Here is a 15,798-nt window from a genome sequence, read left to right as displayed (position 1 = left end):
TCCGCATGGAAAACGTCTAAAGAGCCCTCTGGCGTAATCTGGCTGCCATCTGCCACAGCGAAGCTCCGCTTCCATCGTCGACCCACGAATCGGCGCGAATGCGGGGCCTCCATGCAACACGACCAAGAGCCGTCCGATACGGCCGTCACCCACCTCCTGTCCCTGATCTGGTGGCCGCTGCTGTATTTCGGGGCACTGCTCGGTGCCGGCATGGCCTTCGCCAGCGATGCGCCGTTGTTCTGGTTCAATACCGTCTATGCGACGCTGTTTCTCGCCATCGTCGCCCTCGAACGGCTGATGCCACATCGTGAGGACTGGCTGGAGCATGACGGCGAGGCGCTCAACGATATCGGGCACACGCTGCTGACCAAGGGCACGGCGCAACTGGCGGTCGCGGCCACCGCGATCGCTCCGATGGCGATGGCAACCCTGACACGGGCGAACGATCACGCCTCGCATCTGTGGCCGGCACACTGGCCGCTGATCGCGCAGGTCGTGCTGGCGCTGGTGATTGCCGAATTCGGACTCTACTGGTCACACCGGATCGCACACGAAAACCTGTTCTTCTGGCGCTTCCACGCGCTTCACCACAGCGTGGTCCGGCTCTGGGTGGTGAATACCGGACGCTTCCACGTGATCGACTCGCTGATCAAGATGGTGCTCAGCCAGGCACCACTCTACCTGCTCGACGCGCCGTTGCCTGTGTTCCTGTGGGTCGGCGCCGTGACGGCGATCACAGGCCTGCTCACCCATTGCAATGTGGAGACGCGCACGGCGCTGTTCGATCCGATCTTTGCGACGCCAAAGCTGCATCGCTGGCATCATTCGAAGACGCTCCAGGAAGGCAACAGCAACTATTGCGAGAACATCATGGTGTGGGACCATGTGTTCGGCACCTATCTCAATCCCGCCAAGGCGTCGCCGGACCGGCTCGGCATCAGCGGCAAGGTTGCATCGGGTTTTCTGGGGCAGATCGTGCAGCCGTTTTCGCGCAAAGGCGCGCGGCAGATTCTTGGCCGCCAGACCGTGAATGACGTACAGGCCGATCCCCGAACCGACGGCAGCACAAGCCCGGCCCCGAGCAGTGCGCAATCCCCGTAAGCATCACCTCAAGAATTCTGGTTATCCGCCGACGCGCAGCGTCTTGCCAGGGCGAACCGGCGTGAGGCTGCCGGCCATGGCCGTGGTCTGCGCCGCCAATTCGCCGATCAGCATATCCGCGCTCGATGCCATGCCATCGGGGGCGTGGATCACCATGCGTTCCAGCGCCCACTTATAGGACGACACCCGGCGCTCCAGGCATTGCTCGACCCACTGCACGATCAGCGCATTCTCATCCATGCGCGCGATGGCGTCGGCGCGCTCCTTCGGTTCCAGCGCCGACACCAGCTTCAGACTGGCATTGCGTTTGCGATCGAGCTCGACGACCTTTGCCGCCGTCGCATAAAACGCTTCGAAACGCAGGATGTCATCGCGCGCGTCGTCCATTAGCACGCTGTAGCGCGACGTATGCGAGCGATGCGGCTCGTCGATCAGAAGCCGGCCATAGGCCGTGCGATCGTAGGTGACATTCTGCCGCCATGGCGATGCAATCGGCTTGTAGTCGCCGAACACACTCTTCCACAGGGGGCGCGAATGCGGCGGCTCGATCAGCGGATAAGCGAGATCGCGCATCTGGCGTTCGAGATCAGTGAGCTGGAATTCCGACGACTTCAGGCCGACGCTGCCGGTGGCCTCGACGCCGATCCAGCGATGCATGTCGTCGGTCACCGCATTGTTGCGGGTGCGACCGAAATCGCCGCCGGCGCAGCCGCCGAGCGTGCTGCCGATCAAGGTGACGAATATCAAGAATGGCGTCAGGCGCCGAAGCCGTATCCGGTCCGGACGGGATATCGCCGACATGGTGTTGGATCCTGAATCAGGAACGCGCACGGCGCTTGCGGCGGCGTCCGGGCGCAGTGCCCTCTTCCGGGCCACTGCCACCATTGCTGTCTTCGACCTGACGCTCGATACGGATCACCGGGAGAATCAGGATTTCGGCGGAGGTTTCGCGGGGAGACGGCGCCACATTCACGCCCAGCCTGCGCGCTGCCGCATCCGCCGGAAACTTGATGATGGTGCTCATTATCCGGTCTCTCCGCGCCGCTTCGCCCATTTGCCGACGCACCGTCATTAAGGACATTCATGGTTAACGGTCTGTTAATGCCGCGCCTGTCGTCCACACAACGGCTCGGAGATGCCGCGCGATATCAACGGACGCGCGCTCCACTCGCACCTGCATCGTTGAAACGACTCGGCGAAACCGCTCTCCCTCGGCCAACGGCCATGGTTAAACACATATTAATGCGTCTGCGATAATTTGAGGCAAGGTTCCCTCAGTAAGCGTATCGCCATGCCTGCCTCACCTCCGATGTTTCCGGGTTTTGATGGATTGCTGACGCTCTCGCGTCGCGAAGGTGTGGATGTGCGGCCGACCCTGTTGCGCGTGCTGACGGATCTCTATGTCCAGGCGCCGAACCACACGATCGACGAAGAGAAACAGTTCGTCGAACTCACCGCCCGCCTGATTGATCAGGTCGACGATGCCACCCGCGCCGCGGTCCGCGCGCGGCTGTCGATCTATCCGAACACACCGCGCGCGATCCTGAACCGTCTCAATCTGCGCCCGACCGAGCCCGGACAACAGGTGCCGCTGGCGCAGCCCATTCCCGCGGTCGAGTCTGTTTTGGCTCCGACGGTCAAGCAGCCGAGCGAAGCCCAGATGCGCGTCGCCGCCAATATGGCGATGGCGCCAAAGGATGCGACCGAGATCAGCACATTGTTCTTTGCGGCGTCGAGCAGCGAACGCGCGCAGATCCTGCATAATCTCGCCGAAACGCCACTGCGATCGTCGGCACGGATCCCCGCAGCGCGCGCCGCCCGCGCCATGCACATTCTTGAAATGGCCGCCTTTGCCGAAGACCGCGACAACTTTGCGCGCGAGCTGAGTGAAGCCCTGATACTGCCCGCTGCCATCGCCGAACAGGTCGTCAACGATCCCGGCGGCGAGCCCCTTGCCTGCTGCGCCAAGGCGCTCGGCATGAAGAGCGACATCTTCCAGCGCGTGCTGCTGTTCCTCAATCCGGAATTCGGCACGTCGGTGACCAATGTCTACCGGATCGCGCGCATGTATGACGTGCTCAGCGAGCGCTCGGCGCTGATCATGGTGGCCGCCTGGCGCGGCGCGCATATGGCCGCGACGCGCGCCAAATTCCGGCCTGCACTTTATGACGATGAGCGCCAGCGCGCACGGCCGAGCGCGCCGCAGGCACGGCCAAGCGTCCAGCCTGGCGAGGATATCACGCGCGTAACGCGGAATTCGTCGGGCCGTTAGCCCTTCGCCAGTTCGAGAAAATGCCGCCCGGCCTTGTCTTCGGTCTCGACGATCCAGACATCGGGATCGAACGAGATCTCCTTCTGCAAACGCTCTTCGATCTTGCGTTCCTCGACCGGCTGAGGCGGCGACGGCGCGAACACGCGATCGACAGGGCGGCTCTCGTCATAGGCGCTCTGCGGCGCCGGCGTGTAGAGCATCGCGGTGCCATCCAGCAGCGCGACCTTGACGAATACGGCGCCCGCGTCCTCTGCACCACGACGGCGCACGGCGCCGAACACGCCCTCGGTCTGGCAGCGGCGCAGATAGGCGGCGACCCAAATGGCTGACTTCAATCGTGACATCTGAGCCCTTGATTACTCCAGAAAACGAGATTGCGAGGTGACCTCGAGAGCGGGGACCAACCGAAATGCGCAATTGACGCGACGCCCGTTTATAGTATTATGACTATAACGCGCAACGTCGCCCGGCATCAATATCAGAATGTCACCCACCGACACACCCCTGGAATTCGTGGGGTCGTCGAAAGACGATCTTTCGGAGTTTCCGGTGCCTGTGAAGGTATGCATCGGTTTTGCTCTGCGTGCGGCCCAGAAAGGCAAGAAGCATCCCGATGCGAAGCCTTTGAAAGGCTTCCACGGCGCAGGCGTTGTGGAGATCGTCTCCGATTTTGATGGCGATATGTTTCGCGCGGTCTACACCATCAAACTGAAGGGCATGGTCTACGTTCTCCACGCGTTTCAGAAGAAGTCGAAATCCGGAATCCAGACCCCCAAGACCGAGATTGACCTGATCAAATCCCGTCTAAAAGACGCAATGGCGCTTTACGAAGAAGCCATGGAGGGCAGCAATGAAAAAACCAGCAAGCACCAAGAGCAGCGGCAACGTCTTCGCCGATCTCGGCCTGCCAAACGCTGATGAGCATCTCATCAAGGCCGAGATTGTTCTCGGCATTGCCGCACGCATCAAAAGCAAGGGACTGACCCAGGCACAGGCATCCAAGCTGATTGGCCTTGCCCAGCCCGACGTCTCCAAGCTGCTGCGCGGACAGTTCAGCGGCTACTCTTATGAGCGCCTGTTTGGATTTCTCGTTGCCCTCGGGGAGCGCGTCAAAATCGAGGTATCGGACGCGAAGACGAAGAAGCAGGCACGCGTCGAACTCGAAATGTCGTGAACCGCATCGCCGGTCCGGCAGCCGCGGGATCGGCGCTAGTCGATCGCGCGGCCGGTGACGGTGGCGAGTTCGCGCACCATGCGGTCGGACACCTGCCCGGTGACCGGCAATTTACGCTCACGTTCGAAGCGCTGGATCGCGGCCGCGGTATCGGAGCCGACATTGCCGGTCGGCTTCAACTGGCCATAACCGTATTCCGTCAGCGCACGCTGCACGGCCGCGACGCGGCGCGTATTGCTGATGAGATCGCCGAGCGGATCGGTGCGCGTTGCATTCGGGATCGCAGCCGGCGGGCGCGCCACAGCGCCCGCGGTTGTTGGCGGTGGGGCCGGCGCTTTCAGGAGATTGCCGACCGGATCGGCCGCGCGCTGTTCGACGGGCCTGGCCGCAAGCGACGGCTTCGGTTCATTGGCGCTGTTGACAGGCTTGGAGTCCAGCATGCGGGAATCGAGCTTGGTGTCCGACGCCGCAGCGTCCAGCGGGCGCGGCTTGGGCAGCGGATTGACGACGGGTGCCGGAGCCGGAAATGCGACGACGGTGCTGGAACCGAACATCGGCGACGGATGATGGCCCTTCTGCAGGAAGACCGCATTGGCAATGATCGCGCTGACCGCAGCGAATGCGATCAGACCGGCGACCATGTCCTTCGGGCTGTGCAGCAGCACGCGCAACACGATGCCGCGCTCGGCGGGCTCATCGACGATGGCGACGGCGCGCCCGCGTTTGGACTTGGTCGCTTTGGAACTGGCTTTAGGCACTCTTCTTCACCTGATGGGCTTGGTCGATTGGCGCGGCGCGCACCGCAGGATTCAAGGTCGCGATATTGCTGGCGCGTTCGGCCTGCGGCGTAAACTCAAGCGGCAGCGCGATCGTGATGGTGGTACCTTCGTCGATCCGGCTCTGCACCTGCATCTCGCCACCATGCATGCCGACGAGGCTCTTCACAATGGACACACCAAGGCCCGTGCCCTCGTGGCGCCGCTGATAGGTCTTGCCGGCCTGGAAGAACGGATCGCCGATGCGTGCCAGATCGTCCGATGCGATGCCGACGCCGGTATCGCTGACGCGCAGCATCAAGCGTGAACCCTCGACGCCCGCAGCCACGGTGACGCTGCCGCCGCGCTCGGTGAACTTGATGGCATTGGATACGAGATTCAGCAGGATCTGCCGGAATGCGCGCGGGTCGCCGTTGACCTCAGGCAGATCCTTCGGCGCATCGGTGATGAGATCGATGCCGTTCTCGCGGGCCTTCAGCGCCAGCAGATTGCAGCAATTGATCAGCGCCGGACGCGGCGCGAACGGTTCCGGCGAAATCTCGAAATTTCCGGTTTCCAGCTTCGACATGTCGAGAATGCCGTTGACCACCGACAGCAGGTGCTGCCCGGAATCGTTGATCAGCTGCGCATACTCCTTGCGCTTGGCCGCATCGAGCATCATCAGCTCTTCCTGCACCAGCATGTCCGAGAAGCCGATAATGGCATTCAGCGGCGTGCGCAGTTCGTGGCTCATGGTGGCGAGGAAACGCGTCTTGGACGCATCGGCACGTTCGGCCTCGATGCGGGCCTGCGCCAACGCCTCTTCCTGCAGCTTGCGGTCGGTGACATCGCGCAGCACGGCGACGACTTCCGCATCGGCGGGCATTGACGTATCGGCGCCCTGCTCCATCGGGCGGCAGCGCATTTCGACCCAGATGAATTCGAACCCCGATGGGCGCAGGCGCTCATTGCTGCGCACGACATCGCGGCGCAGACGGAATTCGACGCTGCGGGCCTCGCCGCCACGTGCGGCGTCGGACAAAGCCGTGAGATAGGCCGGGCGATCCGCGACATGCACGCGGTCGAACAGGCCATGGCCGAGCAGCCGCTGCACCGGCGCGCCGATGAGTGCCTCAGCCGCAGGCGAAATGAACTGCACGGCGCCATTGTGACGATGACGCGAGATCACGTCGCTCATATTCCGCGCCAGCAGGCGATAGCGGTCTTCCTCGACATAGAGCAGCGAGACGCTGGTGCGCGCGAGCGACTCCGCGCCGAAAGCCAGACCGGCAGCATAGATGGTGGCGGAGGCAATCCCGAACGCCATGAACACACCATGGCCGGCGACACCGGCTTCGGATGCGGGCAACCAATCAAGGCTGGTCAGCACGATGAGGATGCCGACGCAGGACAGCGCCAGCGCCGAGGCAAAGGCAACGATCCGGCGCGAAGCCGAGAGTGCCGCCTCGATCGGCACCACCACAAGCCAGATCGCCGCAAACGAGTTGATGCCGCCAGTGGAGATCGCCATCATCATCACGAGGCCGGCGAGCGCGATGGACGACAACACCTGTGCGCTCTCATAGCGACCGGTGCGCGACAGAAAATACGACACGAGGATCGGCGCCATCAGCCAGGCGAAGGCCGCAACCTCGATCGCGTTCGGCGCACCGCGCATCGCGAGATAGACAGGAAAAGCCGCGAAGGCCGCGAGACTGCCGAGCAGACGCGGCGCCATGAAGGCGCGATGACGCGCGCTCGTCAGCGCATCGTAGCGCACTGAAGGGTGCAGCATGGCATCAAGGCAGTCGCGGATGATGGTCGATACTGTCACTGCTCTCGCTTCGGCTTGATCGTCAAATTCAGACGCGCCGAAACGCCTCCTTCTATCGTTGCGCCAACGTGTCAGAGCGACATTAAGCGAACGCTAAAGTGACCGCCGCGATCGCCATGCCTGATGCGCAAGCGCTGATTTAAGAGGAGTTTTCGCATTTTCATTCGGCAACGATGGTGAACGAGTAGTTTCCATGGCCGCGTCCATATGGTTTCGAAAGTGTGCATCCCCAACATCGTGTCGGAAAACGCACGAACAGATCATCAATGGAAAATTTACGCCAAACCGAATGAAGCGAATTTTCGTCGATTTAACCGCATCGCAAATACTTGCAATTTATCGACTGCTGCTAACTTCGATCCCAATTGCGACAAATCGCAACGGTTCGAAGAGACTAACGGGGTTCGCGATGTTCTTCCTGCTTCGCATGGCATTCTGGCTCGGGCTCGTGCTCGTGCTGCTGCCCAGGGACAAGACGCCGGAGTCGGACAAGCTGCCGCAGATCGGCGCTTCCGATGCGGTATCGGCTGCGAGTGCGGCGATGTCCGACATGGCTCAATTCTGCAAGCGCCAACCGGCCACCTGCGAAGTCGGCGGCCATGCCGCCACCGTGATCGGCGAGCGCGCCAAGGACGGCGCGAAGAAGATCTACCAGATCATCACCGAGAAGAAGCCGGATACCACCGGCTCGATCGGTGGCGAAAACGAGGACCAGGGTGCGGTCGCCATGGTCAAGCCTGACACACTCACCCAGGATGACCTTGCGGTCGAGTGGCAGCCGCCCACGGCTGCTCCATAAACGGCTGATTTCGGCGGATAATTACCGCAAACGACGGTCGCTTTCGGCGCTGTTGATCCTTATATAGGGCCTGACATTGCTTGCAGGTTCCGATGACCACGATTGACGATATCCGCGATAATTTCGAGCTACTCGAGGACTGGGACGACCGCTACCGGTACGTCATCGAACTCGGGCGTACTCTCACGCCGATGCCGGACGAGGAACATTCCGCCGCCAACAAGGTCAGTGGCTGCGCGAGCCAGGTCTGGCTGTCGCGCCAGGTCGCCCGCGACCACGGTGCGCCGGTGCTGAATTATCTCGGCGACAGCGACGCGCATATCGTTCGCGGGCTGATCGCGATCCTGCTGACGCTGTATTCGGGCCGCAAGGCCGAGGACATTCTGGCCACCGACGCCATCAAGGTATTCAACGAACTCGGCTTCAAGGAACACCTCACGCCGCAACGCTCCAACGGCCTGCGCGCCATGGTCGAGCGCATCCGCCGGGACGCCACCGAGACCCTGGCGGCGGCGAGCTAGCTTTCGAACGCCGCATCATCTGCGAGCCAGGTGCGCACTTTCGATGCCTGCCCCCTGACCTCGCTGGCAAAACCGTAATGCCGCGCGAGGCGATCCAGCGCGAGTTGCAGCACGACCTTTGCGGAGCGCGCCGGCCAGTTGCGTTCGCGCTCGATGTCTTCAAGACCGCGCAGAAAACAGCACACATCCATCAGAACCCCTGAAAACTCAGGTCCGCAGGCATCCAGCGCCTGACTGACGCGTTGGCGCGACGTCACCATCATGTCCGTCATCTCGCCGGGGCTGCTGCCGGCGCCGCGTGGTCGGCCGCCGGTGGGCGCGGCCCAGTTCGCCGTCATGCGCGGCGCCATGTTACCGCGCGTGAAATCGGCGCGCAGCCTTTCGCCGGCGATGAACTGATGCGGGCTGATCATGCTGCGGCCATCACGGCCCTTGCGCCGGGCCAGCCAGCCGAGTGGGCTTTCGCCGTCATTGACGAGGACGCTGGCGATGCCGTCCTCGGTGAGGATCTGCCGCGTGTCGAGCGACAGATGCCGGGCCCGATGGCCATCGATATGGTCTGGATGCTTCGTGGTGTTGCGGGATGCTTTCATCGGGGCGACTCCATTTAGGACAATAAGCACACACCCGAGACAGAACCGCAAGCAGAATCTTAGACTTTATTCCTTCTTGGGCTTTTATTCAAAAGAGCCAACGGCTTCGGTCAATCACTCAAAACCGCGGCCTGGTGAAAATGAAGCGGGTTGCCGGCGGCGAAGAGTTCTTCGTCGTCCTCGGCCACGACCCGCGGGCGTCGCCCCGTCGTGCGACAGATCACTTCGGGAATTTGCGGTCCGGCACCGATGCGCTGGATGGCATCGACGTCCGCTTGAAAGTTCACGTCTCGCTTGCCTGTCTTGTCACACACCAATTGTGCGTGGCGGGAGATCTATCCCGCATCCAGACGTAGAACTTTCTTCGTCTCTGATTTGTTCTATATTGGTTCCTGAGGCCGGAACCCGAATTTATTGCTTGGTTTTACTTGAGCGTACCACTTGGGCGGATCGCTGGCCCGGATCACTTCCGCCGGCGGCGCTGCTGGCCCAGCCCCATTTTCTTGGCGAGCTGCGAACGCGCCACCGCATAGTTCGGCGCAACCATCGGATAGTCGGCCGGCAGACCCCACTTCTCCCGATACTGCTCAGGCGTCATCGCATACTGCGTCCGCAGATGGCGCTTCAGCGACTTGAAGCGCTTGCCGTCTTCGAGACAGACCAGATATTCGGCGGTCATGGATTTCTTGACGGATACCGCCGGCTTCGCTGGCTCCGCAGCGACTTCCGGTCGGCCGCTGGATACCCGAACCAGCGCCGCATGAACCTGACCGATCAGCGCCGGCAGTTCAGCGGCCGGGGTCGGATTGTGACCGACATAGGCCGACACGATCGTCGCCGTGAGATCGATGAAGCTCTTGCCGGCGATGTCATTCATGGCGCTATCGTCTTTCAAGGATTGGAGCCGCATTTTACTTGGCAATTATGCGGGAATTGCAGCCGCGCGGGCAACAGCAACGTATAGCGCACCGATTTTATTCTGCACGCAAGATTAGTCGAGATCAGCTGAAAGTGAGCGCCAACGGCAGAACGGGCTGAGCGGCGTCAGCCCCTGTTGTCGAGATGTTCGCGCAACTCGTCGATCGAAGCGAAGCGCATCATGCCTTCGGGCATCTGCGCCTCGATGGAGCCGTCGGAATACAGCGAATAGGCCATGCCATCGACGACGCCCGATTTCAGCACGGTGACGCCCGATGCCTGCGGCGGCTCTTCGGCCGGCGGTGGCGGAACGTAGCGATCCGGAATTAGCGCGGCATCCGGCAGCTTGTCACTCACCGCGGACGACGTACGCGCGGCGCGGCGAATCGCATCCGAGCGCGACCGGTCAGGCTGCGGCCAGGCATCCTCGAAACTCTTCGGCTGCTCGGCGGGCTGTTCCGGCGTCGGCTTTGCCGCCTCCAATGCGGCAGCGGCCTCGGCCCGCTCCCGTTCGCGGCGCGACGACTGGAACAGCAGATTGCGGCGCTTCGGCTCCTCCGGTGCCGGTGCCTCGGCGGCGGTGGCAAGCCGCTCGCGGTCACGCAGCACTTCGTCCTGCCACGGCGGCACACCGGGCTCGGGACCGGCCGGCCGCGCGGCCGGCTGGTCGCGGCTGAACAGCGGGCCCGGCGCGGGCGCGCCATCCGCCTCCTCGGCGCCCTCCGGCGGGACTGGCGGCAGGGTCAGTTCCCGGCGCGGCAGCCGGGGCGACGGAACCGGTTCATCGATCTCGCCCTGCGGCCGGAACTTCTTCAGCTCCCCGACCGCCAGCGCCATACTGACCATGATCAGGCCGGTGCAGGCCCCGACAGTTCCGGTCAGGATCAGCGTGTTCCCGAACCCGAATTCCTTGACCGGAATTCCGAAGCCGATCGCGGCAAGGCCCGCCAGAATGACCCCGATCCCGGCAATCAGCAGCAATTTCATAGTCTTCGAACTCCTCGACGGACACCTCGCGAGTCTCGTCACGGGCGCCACGATAGCGTCATATTGCGTGCACCGCCAAACGGCATTTTGCATTCATCCCTTGTACATCCGCCCGGTGGTACGTTTTGGGAGAGTTTTCTTCCACCGGAGACAACGGATTTGGGAAGCCCACGCCGCTTGATCGCTAAACGGTAAAGCTTTTACCTTGTCCTGTTTGTTGCAACGCATTAAGAAATTTCAGCCACAATTCTCAATTACTTCAAAAGAGAAGTGCGCTATATCGATGCCGGGGAAACGAGGCTCAAAGAGCGCTAAAGCCGAGCCATTGGGGACACCGGGTTATCCATCGCCATGTCATCGATTACGACTGCGGCCATCGACACGCCAGTAAGGCGCTCGGTGGAACGGACGTGTGACGACCTCGCCATCCTGGCGCTTGTCGTTGTCAGCATCGTCGCAAGCTTCACGTTCCGGGACTATGGTCTCGGATGGGACGATTATACTCACGCCGAGTATGCCGATCTTCTATTGAAGATGTACGGGTCGGGCTTCACCGACACCGGCGCATTGTCGTTTGCCAATCTCTTCATGTATGGCGGCGGCTTCGATATGGCAGCCGCACTGCTGCACAAGATCATCCCGCTGGAGCTGTTCGAGACGCGACGCCTGCTCGGCGCGATCGTCGGCATTATCGGCCTCGCCGTCACCTGGCGACTCGGCCGTCGCGTCGCCGGCCCCGTGGGCGGCCTCGCCACGCTCCTGCTGCTGGCGCTGTGTCCGACGTTCTACGGCCATATGTTCATGAATCCGAAGGATGCGCCCTTCGCCGTGGCGATGGTCATCCTGATGCTCGGGCTGGTGCGTCTTGCACAGGAATATCCGAATCCGTCGCCGCGCACCGTCCTGATCCTGGGCCTCGGCGCCGGCTGCGCGATCGGCTGCCGTATTCTCGCCGGCCTCACGCTGATCTACGCAGTGATCGGTTTCATGCCTCTGTGGATCGAGGATGTCCGCACCAATGGCGTGCGCGAGAGCGCGCATCGGTTGCTGCATGTGCTCTACGTCATGCTGCCGGGCCTCGCCTTCGGCTATCTGATCATGGGGCTTATATGGCCGTGGTCGATCCTCGAGCCCGCCAATCCGCTGCGCGCCCTGGGCTACTTCTCTCACTTCTTCGAGAAGCCGTGGAAGGAGATGTTCGACGGCGCGATGATCTCGGTGCCGGACATGCCGTGGTCCTATCTGCCGACGCTGTTCGCGCTGCAGCTTCCGGAAGTGCTGCTCAGCCTCACCTTCGGCGGAATCGCGCTGACCATCATGTCGCTATCGCGCGACAGCGTGCCAGCGCGTCGCAAGACCATTCTCCTGATGCTCACTTTCGCCGCCATGCTGCCGCTGGCGATCGCCATGGTGAAGCGCCCGGCGCTGTATAACGGCATCCGGCACTTCATCTTCGTGATCCCGCCGATGGCCGTGCTCGGCGGCGCCGCCTTTGCCTGGGCGATGGACTGGCTGCGCGTCAATCATCGCGGCGCGCAGGCGGCGGCCGTCGCCGTATTTTCCTTCGGCCTGATGCTGCCGATGGCCGAGATGATCCGGCTGCATCCGTATCAGTACACCCACTTCAACTACATCGCCGGCACCGTGCGCCAGGCCGATGCGCTCTACATGCTCGATTACTGGGGCCTCGCGCTGAAGCAGGCGTCGGACGCGCTGAAGGAGCAGATCACCGAGCGACAGGAAAGCCCGCCGGCCGGCCGCAAGTGGAAGGTCGCCGTGTGCGGCCCGCAGCGCCCGGCGCAGGTTGCCCTCGGTCCCGACTTCACCATCGGCTGGGACAGCCAGTCGGCCGACTTCGCGATGACGCTCGGCGAGTTCTACTGCAAGGGCCTCACCGCTCCCGTGATCGCCGAGATCAAGCGCGACGACGTCATCTTCGCCCGCGTCTACGACATCCGCGGCAGCAGCATTTCCAGCCTGCTGGCGATCCCCGCGCCGTAGGAAGCCCGGCGCGTCAAGCGCCGGGATGACAGCGTTTCACGCGCGCGTCAGCGCGCCGCCCGAAACCGGACGTCGCCATTGTTCAGGAAGCAGGTCTTGCTGAACAGGCCGAGGTCGACCGGATTGGGCAATCGCACATCCTCCAGATCGGGATATGGCTTCACCGCCGGATCGTAGGACCGGTGGATCTGCGAGATGAAGACGAAGATCAGCCCGCGCTCCCTGGCGAAAGACTGCAGTGCGCGCACTTGCGCCATCAATGCCGGGTTCTCGCGTTTCTGATCGAGCAGTTGCAGATAGTCGATCACGATGAGCGAGCCGCGCGGTGCGTCAGCCAGTTTCCTGACGATGTAGTCGGCGCTGATGTCGTCGGAATTGTCGAAGTCAAACAGACCATCGAAACGCTCCCGCTCCACACCGATGGCGCGGAAGCGATCCAGCACTTCCTTTTCACTGTATTCCAGCGAGAAGAACACGCTGCGCTGGCCTGACTGCATGGCTTCCACGGCGAGCTTCAGGCTCATCAGCGTCTTGCCATGGCCCGGGCGCGCGCCCATCAGCAAGAGATCGCCGGGAGACAGTTGCGCAAACAGTTTCGCCGCCGGCGTGACCGCCGACATCCGGGCGACAAGCAGACTCCATGCGCCGAACCCCTCCTGCACGGCGATCCGGTCGAGCGCCTCATGCAGTGGAATATCAGCGGTGCGGGAAAGAAGCCTGGCCTTGCGCTTCAATTGATAGACAGGCGCAGAAAGACGCATCGCGAGAACCTCCTGGTGCGAGCGTTGTCACAACCCCTCCTTATGCTTGATGCTCGAACAGTTGGTTCGGTGATGAGCGAGCCCGGTATGATGGATACTTTCCCGTTGGAGGGGGGAGGCGTGGGCCGCGCCAGAATCAGAGTGTAACGCAAACCCCTCCCCGGCGAAATTACGGACTTCCCAAATCCCCGGCCATCAATTCTCCCTCTTCCTCCGCGAATGACACGCCATGATCATAAATCGACGGACTTTGCTGGCGGCTGCGCCGGCGCTCGCAGTGTGGCCCGCTCTCGCAAAAGAAAAGGCGAAGGATGCGCCGACGGCCTTGCAGGCCTATGAACGCGACACCGGTGGACGGATCGGCGTCTATGCCGAAAACCTGAAAACGGGCGCGAAGATCGCATGGCGCGCCAATGAGCGCTTTGTGATGTGCAGTACGTTCAAGGCGTCGCTCGCCGCCTTCGTTCTTGCCCGCATCGATCGCGGCGAGGACAAACCCGACCGGATGATCTCCTATGCCGCTGCGGACCTGCTCGAATATGCACCGGTCGCGCGCGACAATCTCGCCAGAGGCGCACTCTCCGTATCAGACATGTGCAAGGCCATCGTCGAACTCAGCGACAACACCTGCGCCAACATATTGCTGGCGCGTGTCGGCGGTCCGGCCGCTCTCACCGCCTTCTGGAACAAGACCGGCGACGGCGTCTCGCGCCTCGATCACAACGAGCCGCTGCTGAACCGGTCACGTCCCGGCAATCCGCAGGATACGACCACGCCTGCCGCGATGGCCGGCAACGTCAAACGCTTCGTGACCGGCGGCGTGCTGACATCAGCCTCGCGCGATCAGCTCATCGACTGGATGGTGAACTGCAAGACCGGCGACAAGCGCCTGCGCGCCGGCCTGCCGAAGACATGGAAGATCGGCGACAAGACCGGCAATAACGGCAAGGACGCCGCCGGCGACATCGCCGTGGCCTGGCCGAAGCCCGACCAGCCCGTCGTCATCGCCGCCTATACGCAGGGCGGCGCGCCGACGCCGCCGCAATTGGAGACGGTGTTCAAGGCGATTGGCGAGATGGCTGGGCAGCAGCTGGGATAGGCCGCGCGACATCCGGCGTCCGGCGCGACATCGTTCCGATGACAATTCCGCCGAGGATCATCGCCATGGCGGCGATCAGCGACAGCTCGATCGCCTCGCCCAGCACAAGCGCGGAAATCGCAACGCCCATCACCGGCGTCGCCAGCAGGCCGAGCGACGTGATGGTCGCCGGCAGGCTGCGGTTGATGATCACCATCGCCCAATGCGCCAGCGCCGTGCCGAAGATTCCGCCGAACAGCAGAGCGCCGACAAGTGCGCGCGTCCAGGCGATATCAGGGACACCTTCGCGCATGAGCGCCAGCGTCGTCAGCAGGACGCTTGCGAGCAGCGCCTGCCAGAACACCAGCTGGAACGGCTCGGAGACCCAGCGGTGGCCGCGCACATAGACGATATTTGCCGCCCAGCACAACGCCGCGAGCAACAGCAAGCCGCTGCCGATCAGCGCATTGCCATTGCTCCAGTCGAATGCCGCCGGATTGAACATGACCGCGATCCCGGCAAGCCCGAGCACAATGCCGAACAGGCGCTCTCGCGGGACCGGTTCGCGCAGCAGCAGCCAGGCGGCCGGCGCGACCCACAGCGGCGTGGTATAGCCGAGCACGATCGAGCGCCCGACCGGCACGAATTGCAGGCCGAAGGCAACCAGCGCCGAAAACGCGCTCATATGCAGCAGCGCGACACTGACGATCACAGGCAGATCGCCGCGGCGCGGCACGATGAGTTGCCGGCGCGCCAGCGTGATGGCTGCCAGAGCGAGCGTGGCAACCACGGCGCGGATGGCCACCGACCAGAGCGGCGGAAGGTGCTGCACCAGAAATTTCGTCAGCGTCCAGTTCAGCCCCCACATGGTGACCACGACAGCAAACAAGAGCAGCGCCGTACGGCGCGACAGGGGATGATCGGACATGGCTTCATCTCGCGGCATCGGTGCATGGCGCACTCGACAGAGGCACGACACTAGGTTTTACTGGCCCCAATCAAAG

At 62.7% G+C, this 15,798-nt stretch carries 19 protein-coding genes; 8 read left to right on the top strand and 11 right to left on the bottom strand.

The genetic code is table 11. The features are described from left to right. Window positions 1-111: 111 nt before the first annotated feature. Window positions 112-1,101, top strand: coding sequence for a sterol desaturase family protein (locus ACEK02_RS03930; protein WP_371420494.1), 990 nt, complete (start codon window positions 112-114; stop codon window positions 1,099-1,101). Between the two features lie 21 nt (window positions 1,102-1,122). Here ACEK02_RS03930 and ACEK02_RS03925 read toward each other — a convergent pair whose 3' ends face one another. After that, entirely contained in the window at window positions 1,123-1,902 is a 780-nt protein-coding gene (locus ACEK02_RS03925) for a hypothetical protein (RefSeq protein WP_371420493.1), read from the bottom strand. 16 nt (window positions 1,903-1,918) lie between these two features. After that, window positions 1,919-2,125: a hypothetical protein gene (locus tag ACEK02_RS03920; RefSeq protein WP_371420492.1), complete on the bottom strand. Its 207-nt coding sequence runs from the start codon at window positions 2,123-2,125 to the stop codon at window positions 1,919-1,921. Window positions 2,126-2,392: 267 nt separating this feature from the next. Here ACEK02_RS03920 and ACEK02_RS03915 point away from each other — a divergent pair, with 267 nt between their 5' ends. Continuing rightward, window positions 2,393-3,373 carry a DUF2336 domain-containing protein gene (locus ACEK02_RS03915; protein WP_371420491.1) on the top strand — a complete coding sequence of 327 codons (981 nt, stop codon included), beginning with the start codon at window positions 2,393-2,395 and terminating at the stop codon, window positions 3,371-3,373. Here ACEK02_RS03915 and ACEK02_RS03910 read toward each other — a convergent pair. Next, a complete protein-coding gene (locus tag ACEK02_RS03910) occupies window positions 3,370-3,717 on the bottom strand; it encodes a DUF1491 family protein (protein ID WP_371420490.1) in 348 nt (115 codons plus the stop codon). The two genes, ACEK02_RS03915 and ACEK02_RS03910, sit on opposite strands and share 4 nt — an antisense overlap. Before the next feature lie 139 nt (window positions 3,718-3,856). On the opposite strand from ACEK02_RS03910, the gene ACEK02_RS03905 reads away from it, so the two are divergent. Together ACEK02_RS03905 and ACEK02_RS03900 are read left to right on the top strand one after the other, a co-directional pair. Beyond that, on the top strand, window positions 3,857-4,291 hold the full coding sequence (locus ACEK02_RS03905) for a type II toxin-antitoxin system RelE/ParE family toxin (RefSeq protein ID WP_371420489.1): 435 nt from the start codon (window positions 3,857-3,859) through the stop codon (window positions 4,289-4,291). Then, window positions 4,224-4,547 carry a helix-turn-helix domain-containing protein gene (locus ACEK02_RS03900; RefSeq protein ID WP_089267016.1) on the top strand — a complete coding sequence of 108 codons (324 nt, stop codon included), beginning with the start codon at window positions 4,224-4,226 and terminating at the stop codon, window positions 4,545-4,547. Before ACEK02_RS03905 ends, ACEK02_RS03900 begins: the two co-directional genes overlap by 68 nt. Before the next feature lie 35 nt (window positions 4,548-4,582). Here ACEK02_RS03900 and ACEK02_RS03895 read toward each other — a convergent pair whose 3' ends face one another. Both ACEK02_RS03895 and ACEK02_RS03890 read right to left on the bottom strand, forming a co-directional pair. Next, entirely contained in the window at window positions 4,583-5,305 is a 723-nt protein-coding gene (locus ACEK02_RS03895; protein WP_371420488.1) for a peptidoglycan-binding protein, read from the bottom strand. Beyond that, window positions 5,298-7,136, bottom strand: a complete 1,839-nt coding sequence (locus ACEK02_RS03890) for a PAS domain-containing sensor histidine kinase (RefSeq protein ID WP_371420487.1) — start codon at window positions 7,134-7,136, stop codon at window positions 5,298-5,300. Before ACEK02_RS03890 ends, ACEK02_RS03895 begins: the two co-directional genes overlap by 8 nt. Window positions 7,137-7,545: 409 nt before the next feature. Between ACEK02_RS03890 and ACEK02_RS03885 the strand changes: the two genes are divergently transcribed. Together ACEK02_RS03885 and ACEK02_RS03880 are read left to right on the top strand one after the other, a co-directional pair. Further along, entirely contained in the window at window positions 7,546-7,935 is a 390-nt protein-coding gene (locus tag ACEK02_RS03885; protein WP_371420486.1) for a DUF5330 domain-containing protein, read from the top strand. 92 nt (window positions 7,936-8,027) lie between these two features. Further along, a complete protein-coding gene (locus ACEK02_RS03880; protein ID WP_371420485.1) occupies window positions 8,028-8,456 on the top strand; it encodes a SufE family protein in 429 nt (142 codons plus the stop codon). On the opposite strand, the gene ACEK02_RS03875 is transcribed toward ACEK02_RS03880, so the two are convergent. The 4 genes from ACEK02_RS03875 to ACEK02_RS03860 form a co-directional block, all read right to left on the bottom strand. Further along, entirely contained in the window at window positions 8,453-9,049 is a 597-nt protein-coding gene (locus ACEK02_RS03875) for a DUF6456 domain-containing protein (protein WP_371420484.1), read from the bottom strand. The genes ACEK02_RS03880 and ACEK02_RS03875 overlap by 4 nt on opposite strands. A gap of 110 nt (window positions 9,050-9,159) precedes the next feature. After that, window positions 9,160-9,363 (bottom strand): hypothetical protein, encoded by a 204-nt coding sequence (locus tag ACEK02_RS03870; RefSeq protein ID WP_371420483.1) that lies wholly within the window; start codon window positions 9,361-9,363, stop codon window positions 9,160-9,162. 149 nt (window positions 9,364-9,512) lie between these two features. After that, window positions 9,513-9,926 (bottom strand): MucR family transcriptional regulator, encoded by a 414-nt coding sequence (locus tag ACEK02_RS03865; RefSeq protein ID WP_371420482.1) that lies wholly within the window; start codon window positions 9,924-9,926, stop codon window positions 9,513-9,515. 167 nt (window positions 9,927-10,093) lie between these two features. Next, on the bottom strand, window positions 10,094-10,954 hold the full coding sequence (locus ACEK02_RS03860; RefSeq protein WP_371420481.1) for a hypothetical protein: 861 nt from the start codon (window positions 10,952-10,954) through the stop codon (window positions 10,094-10,096). Window positions 10,955-11,305: 351 nt separating this feature from the next. On the opposite strand from ACEK02_RS03860, the gene ACEK02_RS03855 reads away from it, so the two are divergent. Further along, a complete protein-coding gene (locus ACEK02_RS03855; RefSeq protein ID WP_371420480.1) occupies window positions 11,306-12,955 on the top strand; it encodes a glycosyltransferase family 39 protein in 1,650 nt (549 codons plus the stop codon). Window positions 12,956-13,002: 47 nt separating this feature from the next. Here the strand turns inward: ACEK02_RS03855 and ACEK02_RS03850 are convergent, their stop codons facing one another. After that, window positions 13,003-13,716: a DNA helicase gene (locus ACEK02_RS03850; RefSeq protein ID WP_371420479.1), complete on the bottom strand. Its 714-nt coding sequence runs from the start codon at window positions 13,714-13,716 to the stop codon at window positions 13,003-13,005. A gap of 229 nt (window positions 13,717-13,945) precedes the next feature. On the opposite strand from ACEK02_RS03850, the gene bla reads away from it, so the two are divergent. Next, the gene (gene bla / locus ACEK02_RS03845) at window positions 13,946-14,815 is read left to right on the top strand and encodes a class A beta-lactamase (protein ID WP_371420478.1); all 870 of its coding nucleotides are present in this window, start codon (window positions 13,946-13,948) and stop codon (window positions 14,813-14,815) included. Here the strand turns inward: bla and ACEK02_RS03840 are convergent. After that, window positions 14,775-15,722, bottom strand: a complete 948-nt coding sequence (locus ACEK02_RS03840) for a DMT family transporter (RefSeq protein WP_371420477.1) — start codon at window positions 15,720-15,722, stop codon at window positions 14,775-14,777. The two genes, bla and ACEK02_RS03840, sit on opposite strands and share 41 nt — an antisense overlap. Window positions 15,723-15,798: the final 76 nt, after the last annotated feature.

It is taken from the genome of Tardiphaga sp. (genome assembly GCF_041424195.1).
Classification (GTDB): Bacteria; Pseudomonadota; Alphaproteobacteria; order Rhizobiales; family Xanthobacteraceae; genus Tardiphaga.
The sequence above is the reverse complement of the archived record's forward strand: the minus strand, read 5'-3'. Positions and strand labels throughout refer to the sequence as shown.